Here is a 13,601-nt window from a genome sequence, read left to right on the forward strand (position 1 = left end):
CGCTTCCGCCGATTCGGCGACGGGTTCCGCCGCTTCCGCCGAGGCCTCCGGCCCCGGGGACGTCTCAGCCGGGGGTTCCGGTGCTTCGGCGGTAGCCTCGGGTGTCGCGGCCGGAGTCTCCACGATGTCGAGGACGCCGTCGTCGTACGGGTGGTACGCCGGTGAGCCGCTGCCCGCGGGAGCGGGGGTGTCGGAGTGGGCGCCGCAGCCGTACTGCTTGTCGACGACGTGCCCGTCGGCGGACATCTCGTTGCCGCACACGCCGAACAAGGCGCCCAGCGATCCCGACAGCGGCAGGAAGAACCCGCAGTCGCGGCACACGCGCTTGGTGGACCGCGCCATCGTCGAACTCGGACCGTAGTCACCCGTGTGCCAACGCTCGGCGGCCTCGGCCCGGCCCCAGGCGCCCATCACCCAGCGCCGACCCAGGCCGATCTCGCCGGCCGTCTCGTCGACCTGCGGGTCGCCGCTGGAGGTGTATCCGGGAACCAGCCGCGGGTCGTCGGCCGCCGGGGCCAGCAAATCTCCGGGACTCAGGTCGCCCGGCCGGACCCGTTGCTCCCAGGGCACCCACTGCGGCGCCAGCAGCGCCGTCGGCCCCGGAACCAGCACTACCTCGCTGATCGTGGCGTGATCGGCGCCAGGGTAGGCCGCCACCACGACCGCCCACTGCCAGCCCTGATAGCCCGGCAGATGGGCCAGGAATCGGTGCGTGGCGGCGTCCGGATCCTCGTAGCTGACGCCCAAGTAGTCGCCGACGGCGTCCGCGCCGCTGAACTCCTCGACGGCGGCCCTGGCCGCGTCAACGGCGCCCGTGAGCACCGCCGCCAACCCTTCCGGCCACTCGGCCACGGTTGCCACGGCGGATTCGTCGTCGGGTCCGGTCACACTTTTCCCTTCCTGCATTGCGTCTCCAATACTAGGTTGGCGAGCCACGCCCTGTTGCCCCACGCCATACGACAGAATTGATTCGTGTCTGGACGGCGGCGTAATGATCCGGGCCGTGTGGCCCGCAACCCGGACCGCCGGACCCGTGGCGGGTCGGGCAACCAGCATCCCGGCATGGCCAATTACCCCGCCGACGGCGAGGACCATCGGCGCTCGCGCCGCCCGCCTGCGCCGCCCAGCGCCAACCGGTACCTCCCCCCGCTCGGGGGCCGGCAGAAACCGCCGGAACGCGACGAGCCGCCGCCGCGTCGCCCGCCGTCCGGCGAACGGATCACCGTCACCCGCGCCGCCGCGCTGCGCAGCCGCGAGATGGGCTCGCGGATGTACTGGATGGTCCAGCGGGCCGCGACCGCCGACGGCGCCGACAAGTCCGGCCTCACCGCGCTGACATGGCCCGTGGTCGCGAACTCCGCGGTCGACTCGGCGATGGCCGTCGCATTGGCGAACACGTTGTTCTTCGCTGCGGCCAGCGGCGAGAGCAAGTCCAAGGTTGCGCTGTACTTGCTGATCACCATCGCGCCGTTCGCGGTGATCGCGCCGCTCATCGGGCCCGCGCTGGATCGCCTGCAGCACGGCCGTCGAGTAGCGCTGGCCTTGTCGTTCGGGTTGCGCACCGCGCTGGCGGTGTTGCTGATCATGAACTACGACGGCGCCAGCGGCAGTTTCCCGTCGTGGGTGCTCTATCCGTGCGCGCTGGCGATGATGGTGTTCTCGAAGTCGTTCAGCGTGCTGCGCAGCGCGGTGACACCGCGCGTCATGCCGCCGACCATCGACCTGGTGCGAGTCAATGCCCGACTGACCATGTTCGGTCTGCTCGGCGGCACCATCGTCGGCGGTGCAATCGCGGGCGGTGTCGAGTTCGCCGGCACCCACCTGTTCAAGCTGCCCGGCGCGTTGTTCGTGGTCGTGGCGGCGACGGTGGCCGGCGCGCTGCTGTCGATGCGGATTCCGCGCTGGGTCGAGGTGACCGCCGGTGAAGTCCCGGCCACGCTGAGCTATCGCCAGGACAGCGAGCCGCTGCACCGAAGTTGGCACAGCGAAGTCAAGAGGGTCGGCGGGACATTGCGACAACCGTTGGGCCGCAACATCATCACCTCGCTGTGGGGAAACTGCACCATCAAGGTGATGGTCGGCTTCCTGTTCCTGTATCCGGCTTTCGTCGCCAAGGCGCATCGCGCCGACGGCTGGGCCCAGCTCGCGATGCTGGGCATCATCGGCGCCGCGGCCGGGATCGGGAACTTCGTCGGCAACTTCACCAGCGCGCGGCTCAAACTCGGCAGGCCCTCGGTCCTCGTGGTGCGCTGCACAGTGGCGGTGTGCGCGGTCGCGTTGGCGGCGTCGGTGGCGGGCACCCTGGCGGCGGCCGCGATCGCCACCCTGATCACGTCGGGGGCCAGCGCGATCGCGAAGGCCTCGCTGGACGCGTCGCTGCAGGACGACCTGCCCGAGGAATCGCGGGCGTCGGCGTTCGGGCGTTCGGAGTCGACGCTGCAGCTGGCCTGGGTACTGGGCGGTGCCGTGGGCGTGTTGGTGTACACCGAGCTGTGGGTCGGTTTCACCGCGATCACTTCCGTCCTGATTCTCGGGTTGGCGCAGACCATCGTGAGTTTCCGTGGTAACTCGCTGATTCCGGGCCTGGGCGGTAACCGGCCGGTGATGGTCGAACAGGAAGGGGCCCGCCGCGACGCCGGGCGGCCCACAGCGGTGCCGAAGTGAGGCGCAGCACCGCGGTACTGCTCGCCGTCGTCGTAGCGGTGCTCGCGGCCGGAGTCGGGGTCGGCACGTGGTTGCTGGTGCGCCCGCGCGCTCCGCAGCAGGTGCAGATCAGCGCCTATTCGCACGGCCACCTGACCCGGGTCGGGCCCTACCTCTACTGCAATGTGCTCAACCTCGACGATTGCCAGCAGCCACAGGCCCAGGGCGAGCTGCCGGTGAAGGAGAAATACCCGGTGCAACTCTCGGTGCCCGAAGCGATTTCGCGTGCGCCGTGGCGGCTCCTGCAGGTGTACGAGGACCCCGCCAATACCGCCACCACCATGTTCCGTCCCGGCACCCGGCTCGCGGTCACCATTCCGTGCGTCGATCCACAGCGTGGTCGGCTGACTGGAATCGTGGTGCAGCTGCTGACGCTGGTGGTCGACCCCTCGGGCGAACTCCGCGAGGCCCCACACGCGGAATGGTCTGTGCGCCTTACTTATTAGCTTTCGTCGCCGAAGGTCGACTTGTCGGAGCGACGCTCGGCGTTAGACAAGAGGTGGCACCTGCTCGCCGTCCACCGGCGGCCCCGGCGGCGTGCCATCACCGAAAGGATTGCCGCCCAATGCTTCCCGACCATGTGGAGCGAGCCAGCCCTCCAGCTCAGGGCCTTTGGGCACGATGCGGGTCGGGTTGATGTCGGCGTGCACGATGTAGTAGTGCTGCTTGATCTGCACGAAATCGACGGTGTCGCCGAAACCAGGCGTCTGGAACAGATCACGGGCGTAGGCCCACAACACCGGCAGCTCGCTCAACTTGGTTCGATTGCATTTGAAATGGCCGTGATACACGGGGTCGAAGCGCGCCAGCGTCGTGAACAGCCGAACGTCGGCCTCGGTGATGTTGTCGCCCAACAGGTATCGCTGATTGGCTAGGCGATCGCCGACCCAGTCCAGCGCGGTGAACAGCCGGTCGTAGGCGGCCTCGTAGGCCTCCTGGGAACCGGCAAAGCCACACCGGTACACGCCGTTGTTGATCTCGGTGTAGACCCGCTTGTTCACCTCGTCGATCTCGGGACGTAGCTCCTCAGGGTAGAGCAGCGGCGCACCCTCGCGGTGGTAGGCGGTCCATTCCGTCGACAAGTCGAGGGTCATTTGCGCGAAGTCGTTGGTGACCACCGCCCCGGTCGGGACGTCGACGATCGCGGGCACGGTGATGCCCTTGGGGTAGTCGGCGAAGCGTTTGAAGTAGGCGTCCTGCAGCCGGGGAATCTTCAAAACCGGATCGACGCCGCCGGAATCGAGGTCGAACGTCCAGCTGCGCTCGTCATGCGTCGGGCCGCAAAACCCAATGGAGAGAACGTCTTCCAGGCCCAACAAGCGCCGGACGATGATCGCGCGGTTGGCCCATGGGCAAGCCCTGGCGACGATGAGCCGGTACCGGCCGGGCTCTACCGGGTAGCCGTCGCGACCGTCTGCGGTGATGCGGGTGCTGATGTAGTTGGCGTCGCGGGTAAATTCGCCCGCCGAGGCAACGTAGGTGGCCATGGCCTCGATTCTGCCCTCACGCGGGCAGCCCGAGGGACGCGGCCGCCATGAGGAAGCGCCAGGCCGATGACGCGGTCCGCCGGGTCAGGCGTCGAGCTCCCGGGCCACCGCCTTGACGACCTCGGAAACCCGACGGGCCACTTTGCGGTCGGGATAGCGGCCCTTGCGCAGCTCGGGTTGCACCGCGCTCTCCAGCAGCGTGATCATGTCCTCGACCATGCCGTGCAGCTCGTCGGGGCTGTGCTTGTGCTCGACCGGTGTCTCGCGGCGCGTCTTGGCGAGGGTGGGCGGCGGATCGATCAGCTTGAGGCTTAGTGCCTGCGGACCGCGCCGCCCGGAAGCCAAGCCGAATTCCACCTTCTGCCCCGTCTTGAGCCCCTCGACGCCCTCGGGCAACGCGGACGAGCGGACATAGACGTCTTCGCCGTCCTCCTGTGACAGGAAGCCAAACCCCTTGTCGGCGTCGTACCACTTAACCTTGCCGGTCGGCACTGGTCTCACCTGCTTGTCTGACGGATACCAAGGATGGGCAACACAAGACGCGTCCCGACTGTGCAGGACGCGATGCGGATTCAGATCCTACTCGGGTCATTGGCCGCCGAGCACCCCCGGTTTCCGGGTTACTCGCTAGGCTGGCAATACCACTGGAGGAGAAATGCGCCTGATCCTGAACATAATCTGGCTCCTATTCGGCGGCCTCTGGATGGCCCTCGGATACGCGGCCGCGGCGCTGCTCAGTTTTCTGCTCATCGTCACGATCCCGTTCGGCTTCGCGGCGCTGCGCATCGCGTCGTACGCGTTGTGGCCGTTCGGCCGGACCGTCATCGACAAACCGACGGCGGGCACCGGCGCCCTCATCGGAAACGTCCTGTGGATTCTCCTGTTCGGGATCTGGCTCGCGCTCGGACATCTCATGAGCGCGGCGGCAATGGCGATCACCATCGTCGGCATTCCGCTGGCGTTGGCGCACCTCAAATTGATTCCGGTATCGCTCATGCCGCTGGGCAAGCAAATCGTTCCGGTCGGGTCGGCGCCGCGACTGGCACGGGCGGCCGCATGACGCTGACCGCCCTCGGTGTTCCGACGATGCCCGGCCGGGGCTCGGCGCCCGACGCCGCGGACGCGCCCGCCGAGGGCCCGCTGCTGGACAGTTTCGGCAGGGCCGCCACCGATCTGCGCGTCTCGCTGACCGATCGGTGCAACCTGCGCTGCAGTTACTGCATGCCGGCCGACGGCCTGGACTGGCTGCCCGGCGAACAGCTCCTGCGGCCCGACGAGCTGGTCAGGCTGCTGCACATCGCGGTGGCCCGGCTGGGCGTCACCAGCGTGCGCTTTACCGGCGGTGAGCCGCTGCTGGCCCACCACCTCGAGGAGGTGGTGGCCGCCGCGGCCGCGCTACACCCACGCCCCGAGATCTCGCTGACCACCAACGGCGTGGGGTTGGCCCGCCGGGCAACCGCTTTGGCCGACGCCGGCCTCGACCGCGTCAACGTTTCGCTCGACAGCGTGAATCGCGCCCACTTCGCCGCGATCACCCGCCGGGACCGGCTCGCCGACGTCGTGGCCGGCCTGGCCGCCGCGAAACGGGCCGGCCTGACACCGGTCAAAGTCAACGCCGTGCTCGACCCGGGCACCGGCCGCGACGACGTCGTCGCGCTGTTGCGGTTCTGCCTCGAGCACGGCTACCAGTTGCGGGTCATCGAGCAGATGCCGCTGGACGCGGGGCATCTGTGGCAGCGTGACGCCGCGCTCAGTGCCGATGACGTCCTGACGGCCTTACGACCGCACTTCCGCCTGCGGCCCGACCCCGCCCCGCGCGGCTCGGCGCCCGCCGAGCTGTGGCTGGTCGACGCGGCCACGGACACACCAGCCGGAAAGTTCGGTCTGGTGGCGTCGGTGTCGCACGCCTTCTGTTCGACCTGCGACCGCACCCGGCTGACCGCCGACGGCCAGATTCGCAGCTGCCTGTTCTCCGCGGAAGAGACCGACCTGCGCGCCCTGCTCCGCGGCGGCGCCTCTGACGGCGCGATCGAGACTGCGTGGCGCGCCGCGATGTGGGGCAAGCCGGCCGGCCACGGCATCAACGACCCCAGCTTCATCCAGCCGGCCCGGCCGATGAGCGCGATCGGTGGCTGAACATTCCGTCCACCCCGACGGCATCCCGGTGACGATCCGCTACTTCGCCGCCGCGCGCGCGGCCGCCGGAGCCGAATCGGAGACGGTGATCCTGCGCCCCGGCACCACGGTGGCCGAGTTGGTTGACCGGCTCGCCGTTGCGGGTACCCGACTTGCAACCGTGTTGAGCCGATGCTCTTACCTCTGCGACGGTGTCGCGGTGCGCGACGAGACCGAAGTGTTGCGGTCGGGTAACACGATCGATGTGTTACCGCCCTTCGCCGGCGGTTGATTTTGTGAGATGGGTCACGTAACGGATTGATAACGGCGCGGACACGGCGCGATCTCGGACTGCATGACCTGCGCAACTTCAGGCGCTCCTGCGGCTTTCAAAAGTGTCCGTGGGGGAAACGCCGAGTTTCGTAGAAAGTGACGCGGTCCACAGAACCCGCTACCGTCTCGGGAGGCTCGCCAAGCTAACCGAGTGGCGTTCCTCCCCGGCCCGTCGCGCCGAGCTCCATCCAATGGGCGGGGGACACCGAACGTGGATGGAGGCGGGGGACCCACCGGTCCACCGTGATCGGACCGGAGTCGCGTGCGACTCCTTGGGGTGAAGCCGACGTCGGCTCAGTGCGGAGCGACGTCGGCCGGGAGGCCTCTCCCCCCGAACCCGACAGCTGACCTCGCAGGCGCGTTGAAGAGAGGAAACCTTTCGGCGCGTATGAGCGGACGTCACCGTAAGCCCACGACATCCAACATCAGCGTCGCCAAGATCGCCTTTATCGGGGCGGTTCTTGGTGGCGGCAGCATTGCGATGGCTGCCCAGGCAGCCGCGGCCACCGATAGCGAATGGGATCAGGTAGCCCGTTGCGAGTCCGGCGGCAACTGGGGAATCAACACCGGCAACGGCTATTACGGCGGCGTGCAGTTCAACGCCGGCACGTGGGCCTCGCACGGCGGCGGCGAGTACGCCCCGTCGGCGCATCTGGCCACCAAAGAACAACAGATTGCCGTCGCAGAGCGGGTTCTCGCGACCCAGGGTCGCGGCGCCTGGCCGGTGTGCGGTGGTGCGCTGTCGGGCCCGACCCCGCGCGAGGTACTTCCCGCGCCCGCTGGTCTGGATGTGCCCGGCCTCAACGGCGACCCAGCCCCGTTGGCGCCGCCCCCCGCGGAGGCGCCTCCCCCGCCGCCGGCTGACCCGCCAGCGCCGGTACAGCTGGCCTCCTTCGATCAGCCCGCGGAGCTCCCGCCGGCGGCCCCGGCCGACGCACCGCCGCCGGCGGACGCAGTGCCGCCGGCACCGCCGATCGATCTGCCTCCCGCGGACGTTCCGCCGCCCGCGCCCGACGCACCGCCGACCCCCGCACCTGATGCGCCGCTGCCCGCGACCAAGGTCGGCTACACGCAGAACGTGTTGGACGCGATACGCGGTCAGAACATCAACGGCAACGACGCGCTGGACGCGTTGGCGCTGTCGGCTCCCGTCAGCTGACGCGCTGACCCCGGCCGGGTTCGGCGCTAGGCCGATCCCACCCACTCCTCGGTGCCGTCGTCGAAGAACTGGTGTTTCCAGACGGGCAGCCGGTCCTTGATGGTGTCGACCAGCTGCGCACAGGTGGCGAAGGCGGACTGTCGATGGTCGGCGGCAACCGCGGCCACCAGCGCGGCCTCACCAATGTGCAGCGTGCCGATCCGGTGACTGGCCGCCACGGCGCGCACGCCGCAGGACGCGGCGGCGACTTCACCGACCACCTCGGCAAGGACGTCCGCCGCCGCGGGGTGCGCGGAATACTCCAGCCGCACCACCCGCCGTCCGCCGTCGTGGTCGCGAATCATCCCCACGAATCCGACGATGGCACCAGCCGATTGGTGTCCCACCAATTCCTCATGCTCGGCCAGATCGATCGGCTGCTCGGTCACCGCGGCGCGGACGACGAGCGTCATCGCTCGTGATCTTTACCAGCAAGTTGGTCGAGGGCGTGATCGAGCACATCGGCGAGCACCCCGAGCCCGTCGCGGACGCCGCCGGGTGAGCCGGGCAGGTTGACGATCAGCGTCCGGCCGGCCACCCCGCACACACCGCGCGACAGCACCGACGTCGGCACCTTGGGCAAACCGGACTGACGAATCGCGTCGGCGAGACCGGGAATCAGGTAATCGACCACCGCGACGGTCTGGTCCGCGGTGGTGTCGGTGGGTGAGATACCGGTTCCGCCGGAGGTGACGATGAGGTCGACCTCGTCGTCGAGCGCGTCGCTCAGCGCCTCCCCGACCGGATTCCCGTCGGCAACGACCTTCGGCTCGTTGATTGAAAACCCTTGTTGCTCAAGCCATTCGGCTATGATTGGACCACATTCGTCGGTGTATACACCGTCCGACGCGCGGGTCGAGGCGATTATGATTCGTGCGGATCTAGCGCTCATCACCGTGCCCAATGTCCGGTTTTGCCGCCCTCCTTGCGGAGCACGCGGATGTCATCGATACGCGCGGCCGGGTCAACCGCCTTGATCATGTCGTAGAGCGTAAGGCCGGCCACGCTGACGGCGGTCAGCGCCTCCATCTCCACCCCCGTGCGATCCGTGCTGCGCACCGTCGCCACGATCTCGATATCCGTGTCGCCGATCGTGAAATCGACGTCGACCCCGGTGAGCGCGAGCTGATGGCACAACGGGATCAGCTCGCTGGTCCGTTTGGCCGCCAGGATGCCGGCCACCCGTGCCGTGGCCAGAGCGTCGCCCTTGGGTAGCCCGCCGCTCGAGATCAACGCGACGACTTCGGGCGAAGTCCGCAGCGCACCCGCGGCGACGGCGGTCCGTTTGGTCGCGCCCTTCTCGGTGACGTCGACCATGTGGGCGGCACCGCGCTCGTCCAGGTGCGACAAGGTGCCCGGGCGGGGCGCGCCCGGCTCCCACGTCGTGGGAGAGCTGGATGCCCTGGGCCGAGCCATCCCGGCGCTACCGATTGACGACGGTGACCGGGTGCAGGTACGGCAGGTCGTCGGTGGGTAGCGGGAACACCAGGTCGCCGAACGGAGACAAGGCGCCCGTCCGATCGCTTACGAGTTCGCTCACCGCGTGGTCATCGGGGTCCGTCGCCGGCCAGCCATTGTCGACGTACCTGGTTTTGCCCTCGTTGCTGTCAGCCACGCTATCCATTCTGACAGGTCACGCCCACGCACGTGGCGCGAGTTCGGTTGCGCAACCCGTCCGGCCAGGTCGGTGTGGCGGTCTCGCCGCCGACTCGGGGACCGCCGGCTGCTTTACGCTGGTCAGCGATGACCGACAACACCCCGGATATCCCGCTGGGGTCCTGGCTTGCCGACTTGCCCGACGAGCGGCTGATCCGACTGCTGGAACTCCGGCCGGACCTTGCCCAGCCCCCGCCCGGCAACATCGCCGCGCTGGCCGCGCGCGCCCAGGCCCGGCAGTCGGTAAAGGCTGCCACCGACGAACTCGACTTCTTGCGGCTGGCGGTGCTCGACGCGCTGCTGGTCCTGCAGGCCGACACCGCGCCGGTGCCGACCACGAAACTGCTGGCCCTCATCGACGACCGCGCCCCGCAGTCCGATGTCCTCGACGCGCTGGATGACCTTGGACAACGGGCGCTGGTGTGGGGCGGGGTCGCCGCCCGGGTGGCCCCCGACGCCGGCACCGCGTTGCCGTGGCATCCGGGGCAGGTCACGATCGAGGACTCGTCGCGCACCGGTGCACAGATCGCCGAACTGATCGACGGCCTCGCCCAGCCGCAGCGCGGCGTGCTGGACAAGCTGCTCGAGGGGTCCCCCGTGGGACGTACCCGCGACGCTGCCCCGGGCGCGCCGGCCGACCGGCCAGTCCCTCATCTGTTGGCCCTCGGGCTGCTGAGACGCCTCGACGCCGAGACGGTCATCCTGCCCCGCCACGTCAGCCAGGTGCTGCGCGGCGAACGGCCCGGCCCGATGACGCTGACGGCGCCCGATCCGATCGTGTCGACTACCACGCCCAAGGATGCCGATGCGGCCGCCGCCGGGGCCGTCATCGACCTGTTGCGCGAGGTCGACGTGCTCCTCGAAATCCTGGGCGCCGCACCGGTTCCCGAACTTCGCAGTGGCGGCATGGGGGTCCGCGAAGTCAAGCGGCTCGCCAAGGCGATCGGCCTGGACGAGCCGCGGCTGGGCCTGGTCCTCGAGGTCACGGCCGCGGCCGGGCTGATCGCGAGCGGGATACCGGACCCCGAGCCCGACAGCGGCCCCAATACCGATGGCCCCTACTGGGCGCCGACGGTGGCCGCCGACCGGTTCACCACGCTGTCGGCCGCGGAGCGCTGGCTCCTGCTCGCCACCACCTGGCTCGACTTGCCCGGCCGCCCCTCCCTCATCGGCAGCCGCGGTCCGGACGGCAAACCTTATGGTGCGCTGTCGGATTCGCTGTACTCGACGGCCGCCCCCCTGGATCGGCGGCTGCTGATGGGCATGCTCGCCGAGTTGCCACCAGGGGCCGGCGTCGACGCCACCACGGCGTCGGCGGCGCTGATCTGGCGTCGTCCACGCTGGGCCAGGCGGCTGCAACCCGAACCCCTTGCCGATCTGCTCGCCGAAGGCCACGCACTGGGCCTGATCGGCCGCGGGGCGATCAGCACCGCGGGCCGGGCGGTGCTGGACGACACCGGCGACCCGTCGGCGGCCGTCGACGCGATGAGCCGGGCGCTGCCCAAACCGATCGACCACTTCCTGATGCAGGCGGACCTGACGGTCGTGGTACCGGGGCCGCTGCAGCGCGAGCTCGCCGAGGAGCTGGCTACGGTTGCCACCGTCGAATCGGCCGGCGCGGCCATGGTGTATCGCATCAGTGAACAGTCCATCCGGCACGCGCTCGACATCGGCAAGACTCGCGACTGGATGCACGCATTCTTCGTCAACCACTCTAAAACGCCAGTGCCGCAAGGTCTTACATATCTCATCGACGACGTGGCGCGCCGGCATGGCCAGCTTCGGATCGGCGTTGCCGCATCGTTCGTGCGCTGCGAAGACCCGGCCCTGCTGGCCCAGGCCGTCGCGGCCGCCGAGGATCTGCAGCTGCGCGCGCTGGCGCCTACCGTGGCCGTGTCCCCCGCGCCCATTGCCGATGTGCTCGGCGCGCTGCGCAGCGCAGGCTTCGCGCCGGCGGCCGAGGATGCCTCCGGCGCCATCGTCGATGTCCGGCCGCTTGGCGCGCGGGTAGCCACACCGCAGCAGCGTCGCCCTTACCGGCCCACGCCGCGACCCAGCAGCGACACCCTCAACGCGGTCGTCTCGGTGCTGCGGAAGGTGACCGCGGCCCCGTTCGGCAACAACCGCGTCGACCCCGCCGTCACGATGTCGCTGCTGCAGCGGGCCGCCAGGGATCAAGAGACGCTGCTGATCGGCTATCTGGACCCCGCCGGAGTGGCCACCCAGCGGATGGTGTCGCCGATCACCATCAAAGGGGGGCAGCTGGTGGCCTTCGATTCGGCCTCCGCCCGGCTGCGCGACTTTGCCATCCACCGCATCACGTCGGTGGTGTCGGCCCACGAACGATAATGGATGGTTATGTGCGCCGATGACGATGCAGTGCGCGGGGACGAGGAAAGGAGTGGCGCTAGATGTCTGACGGACCGTTGATTGTGCAATCCGACAAAACGGTGCTGCTCGAGGTGGACCACGAACTGGCGGGCGCGGCGCGTTCCGCCATCGCACCGTTCGCCGAGCTGGAACGCGCACCTGAACACGTGCACACCTACCGCATCACGCCGCTGGCGCTGTGGAATGCGCGCGCGGCCGGCCACGACGCCGAGCAGGTCGTCGACGCGCTGGTCAGCTTCTCCCGCTACGCGGTGCCGCAACCGCTGCTGGTCGACATCGTCGACACGATGGCCCGCTACGGCCGGCTGCAACTGGTCAAAAGCCCGGCGCACGGCCTGACCCTGGTGAGCCTTGATCGTGCGGTGCTCGAGGAGGTGCTGCGCAACAAGAAGATCGCACCGATGCTAGGCGCCCGGATCGACGACGACACCGTTATCGTGCACGGCAGTGAGCGCGGCCGGGTCAAGCAGATGCTACTCAAGATCGGTTGGCCCGCAGAGGATCTCGCCGGTTACGTCGACGGCGAGGCGCATCCGATCAGCCTGGAGCCCAACGGTTGGGAGCTCCGCGATTACCAGCGGCTGGCCACCGACTCGTTCTGGGCCGGTGGCTCCGGGGTGGTGGTGCTTCCGTGTGGTGCCGGCAAGACGTTGGTAGGCGCGGCCGCGATGGCGAAAGCCAGTGCGACGACGCTGATCTTGGTCACCAACATCGTCGCCGCCCGGCAATGGAAACGCGAACTCATCGCGCGCACCTCGCTGACCGAAGAGGAGATCGGCGAATACTCCGGTGAACGCAAGGAGATTCGACCCGTCACCATCTCGACCTACCAGATGATCACCCGCCGCAGTAAGGGCGAATACACGCATCTGGAACTCTTCGACAGCCGCGACTGGGGGCTGATCGTCTACGACGAGGTGCACCTGCTGCCGGCGCCGGTGTTCCGGATGACCGCCGACTTGCAGTCCAAGCGGCGGCTCGGCCTGACCGCTACGCTGATCCGCGAAGACGGCCGCGAGGGAGACGTGTTCTCGCTGATCGGCCCGAAGCGATACGACGCGCCGTGGAAGGACATCGAGGCGCAGGGCTGGATCGCCCCGGCGGAGTGCGTCGAAGTTCGGGTCACAATGACCGACAACGAGCGGATGATCTACGCCACCTCCGAACCCGAAGAGCGCTACAAGCTGTGCTCGACGGTGCACACCAAAATCGCTGTGGTCAAGTCGATTCTGGCCAAGCATCCCGACGAGCAGACCCTGGTGATCGGCGCCTATCTCGACCAGCTCGACGAGCTCGGCGCCGAGCTGAATGCTCCGGTGATCCAGGGCTCTACCAAGACCAAGGAACGAGAGGCATTGTTCGACGCCTTCCGCACCGGCGAGATAACGACGCTGGTGGTGTCCAAGGTCGCCAACTTCTCCATCGACTTGCCGGAAGCCTCAGTGGCGGTTCAGGTTTCGGGTACCTTCGGCTCGCGTCAGGAGGAGGCGCAACGGCTCGGCCGATTGCTGCGGCCCAAGGCCGACGGCGGTGGCGCCGTCTTCTATTCCGTGGTGGCCCGCGACAGCCTGGACGCCGAATACGCCGCGCACCGGCAACGCTTTCTGGCCGAACAGGGCTATGGCTACGTCATCCGCGACGCCGACGACCTCCTGGGACCGGCGATCTAGGGAGCGAAGCGATACTTCGGCGCCGGCTACGTTTGCGACCCCGGCAAA

Annotated in this window: 14 protein-coding genes, 1 pseudogene and 1 riboswitch; of the genes and pseudogenes, 8 read left to right on the forward strand and 7 right to left on the reverse strand. The window is 68.7% G+C overall.

Annotation, left to right across the window (positions count from 1 at the left end):
- Nucleotides 1-108: 108 nt before the first annotated feature.
- Nucleotides 109-888: pseudogene (locus MSG_RS20760) on the reverse strand (DUF3027 domain-containing protein); the annotation flags it as partial.
- Between the two features lie 117 nt (nt 889-1,005).
- Here MSG_RS20760 and MSG_RS20765 point away from each other — a divergent pair.
- Entirely contained in the window at nt 1,006-2,664 is a 1,659-nt protein-coding gene (locus MSG_RS20765) for an MFS transporter (RefSeq protein ID WP_096442585.1), read from the forward strand.
- Nucleotides 2,661-3,149 carry a DUF2771 domain-containing protein gene (locus tag MSG_RS20770; RefSeq protein WP_096442587.1) on the forward strand — a complete coding sequence of 163 codons (489 nt, stop codon included), beginning with the start codon at nt 2,661-2,663 and terminating at the stop codon, nt 3,147-3,149. Before MSG_RS20765 ends, MSG_RS20770 begins: the two co-directional genes overlap by 4 nt.
- Before the next feature lie 42 nt (nt 3,150-3,191).
- Here the strand turns inward: MSG_RS20770 and MSG_RS20775 are convergent, their stop codons facing one another.
- Complete coding sequence (locus tag MSG_RS20775) at nt 3,192-4,190, reverse strand: glutathione S-transferase family protein (protein WP_096442589.1); 999 nt, start codon at nt 4,188-4,190, stop codon at nt 3,192-3,194.
- Between the two features lie 84 nt (nt 4,191-4,274).
- On the reverse strand, nt 4,275-4,682 hold the full coding sequence (locus MSG_RS20780) for a cold-shock protein (RefSeq protein WP_096442591.1): 408 nt from the start codon (nt 4,680-4,682) through the stop codon (nt 4,275-4,277).
- 163 nt (nt 4,683-4,845) lie between these two features.
- On the opposite strand from MSG_RS20780, the gene MSG_RS20785 reads away from it, so the two are divergent.
- The 4 genes from MSG_RS20785 (at nt 4,846) to MSG_RS20800 (ending at nt 7,797) form a co-directional block, all read left to right on the forward strand.
- Entirely contained in the window at nt 4,846-5,250 is a 405-nt protein-coding gene (locus MSG_RS20785; RefSeq protein WP_096442593.1) for a YccF domain-containing protein, read from the forward strand.
- Nucleotides 5,247-6,326, forward strand: a complete 1,080-nt coding sequence (moaA, locus tag MSG_RS20790) for a GTP 3',8-cyclase MoaA (protein ID WP_096442595.1) — start codon at nt 5,247-5,249, stop codon at nt 6,324-6,326. The genes MSG_RS20785 and moaA overlap by 4 nt, the downstream gene beginning before the upstream one ends.
- Complete coding sequence (locus MSG_RS20795) at nt 6,319-6,597, forward strand: MoaD/ThiS family protein (RefSeq protein WP_096442596.1); 279 nt, start codon at nt 6,319-6,321, stop codon at nt 6,595-6,597. The genes moaA and MSG_RS20795 overlap by 8 nt, the downstream gene beginning before the upstream one ends.
- 234 nt (nt 6,598-6,831) lie before the next feature.
- Nucleotides 6,832-7,014: riboswitch (cyclic di-AMP (ydaO/yuaA leader) on the forward strand.
- Between the two features lie 12 nt (nt 7,015-7,026).
- The gene (locus MSG_RS20800; protein WP_096442597.1) at nt 7,027-7,797 is read left to right on the forward strand and encodes a transglycosylase family protein; all 771 of its coding nucleotides are present in this window, start codon (nt 7,027-7,029) and stop codon (nt 7,795-7,797) included.
- A gap of 26 nt (nt 7,798-7,823) precedes the next feature.
- Here MSG_RS20800 and MSG_RS20805 read toward each other — a convergent pair whose 3' ends face one another.
- Genes MSG_RS20805 through MSG_RS20820 form a run of 4 tightly spaced genes read right to left on the reverse strand, consistent with a single transcriptional unit; the run spans nt 7,824 to nt 9,460 of the window.
- Nucleotides 7,824-8,249 carry a molybdenum cofactor biosynthesis protein MoaE gene (locus tag MSG_RS20805; protein WP_096442599.1) on the reverse strand — a complete coding sequence of 142 codons (426 nt, stop codon included), beginning with the start codon at nt 8,247-8,249 and terminating at the stop codon, nt 7,824-7,826.
- On the reverse strand, nt 8,246-8,728 hold the full coding sequence (locus MSG_RS20810; RefSeq protein ID WP_096442601.1) for a MogA/MoaB family molybdenum cofactor biosynthesis protein: 483 nt from the start codon (nt 8,726-8,728) through the stop codon (nt 8,246-8,248). The genes MSG_RS20805 and MSG_RS20810 overlap by 4 nt, the downstream gene beginning before the upstream one ends.
- On the reverse strand, nt 8,728-9,252 hold the full coding sequence (gene moaC, locus MSG_RS20815; RefSeq protein ID WP_096442603.1) for a cyclic pyranopterin monophosphate synthase MoaC: 525 nt from the start codon (nt 9,250-9,252) through the stop codon (nt 8,728-8,730). The genes MSG_RS20810 and moaC overlap by 1 nt, the downstream gene beginning before the upstream one ends.
- A 7-nt stretch (nt 9,253-9,259) precedes the next feature.
- Nucleotides 9,260-9,460 (reverse strand): hypothetical protein, encoded by a 201-nt coding sequence (locus MSG_RS20820; RefSeq protein WP_096442605.1) that lies wholly within the window; start codon nt 9,458-9,460, stop codon nt 9,260-9,262.
- A gap of 119 nt (nt 9,461-9,579) precedes the next feature.
- Here MSG_RS20820 and MSG_RS20825 point away from each other — a divergent pair, with 119 nt between their 5' ends.
- Together MSG_RS20825 and MSG_RS20830 are read left to right on the forward strand one after the other, a co-directional pair.
- Nucleotides 9,580-11,841 (forward strand): helicase-associated domain-containing protein, encoded by a 2,262-nt coding sequence (locus MSG_RS20825; RefSeq protein WP_096442607.1) that lies wholly within the window; start codon nt 9,580-9,582, stop codon nt 11,839-11,841.
- A 62-nt stretch (nt 11,842-11,903) separates the two neighbouring features.
- A complete protein-coding gene (locus MSG_RS20830) occupies nt 11,904-13,553 on the forward strand; it encodes a DNA repair helicase XPB (RefSeq protein WP_096442609.1) in 1,650 nt (549 codons plus the stop codon).
- The last annotated feature ends 48 nt before the right edge of the window (nt 13,554-13,601 follow it).

Origin of the sequence: Mycobacterium shigaense, assembly GCF_002356315.1 — a bacterium.
Lineage (GTDB): Bacteria > Actinomycetota > Actinomycetes > Mycobacteriales > Mycobacteriaceae > Mycobacterium > Mycobacterium shigaense.

What these genes read in the sequence shown, in the direction of transcription:
- MSG_RS20820 (WP_096442605.1), bottom strand. Translation starts at nt 9,460, where the DNA reads ATGGATAGCGTGGCTGACAGCAACGAGGGCAAAACCAGGTACGTCGAC.
- MSG_RS20785 (WP_096442593.1), top strand. Translation starts at nt 4,846, where the DNA reads ATGCGCCTGATCCTGAACATAATCTGGCTCCTATTCGGCGGCCTCTGG.
- MSG_RS20825 (WP_096442607.1), top strand. Translation starts at nt 9,580, where the DNA reads ATGACCGACAACACCCCGGATATCCCGCTGGGGTCCTGGCTTGCCGAC.
- moaA (WP_096442595.1), top strand. Translation starts at nt 5,247, where the DNA reads ATGACGCTGACCGCCCTCGGTGTTCCGACGATGCCCGGCCGGGGCTCG.
- MSG_RS20800 (WP_096442597.1), top strand. Translation starts at nt 7,027, where the DNA reads ATGAGCGGACGTCACCGTAAGCCCACGACATCCAACATCAGCGTCGCC.
- MSG_RS20805 (WP_096442599.1), bottom strand. Translation starts at nt 8,249, where the DNA reads ATGACGCTCGTCGTCCGCGCCGCGGTGACCGAGCAGCCGATCGATCTG.
- MSG_RS20810 (WP_096442601.1), bottom strand. Translation starts at nt 8,728, where the DNA reads ATGAGCGCTAGATCCGCACGAATCATAATCGCCTCGACCCGCGCGTCG.
- moaC (WP_096442603.1), bottom strand. Translation starts at nt 9,252, where the DNA reads ATGGCTCGGCCCAGGGCATCCAGCTCTCCCACGACGTGGGAGCCGGGC.
- MSG_RS20830 (WP_096442609.1), top strand. Translation starts at nt 11,904, where the DNA reads ATGTCTGACGGACCGTTGATTGTGCAATCCGACAAAACGGTGCTGCTC.
- MSG_RS20775 (WP_096442589.1), bottom strand. Translation starts at nt 4,190, where the DNA reads ATGGCCACCTACGTTGCCTCGGCGGGCGAATTTACCCGCGACGCCAAC.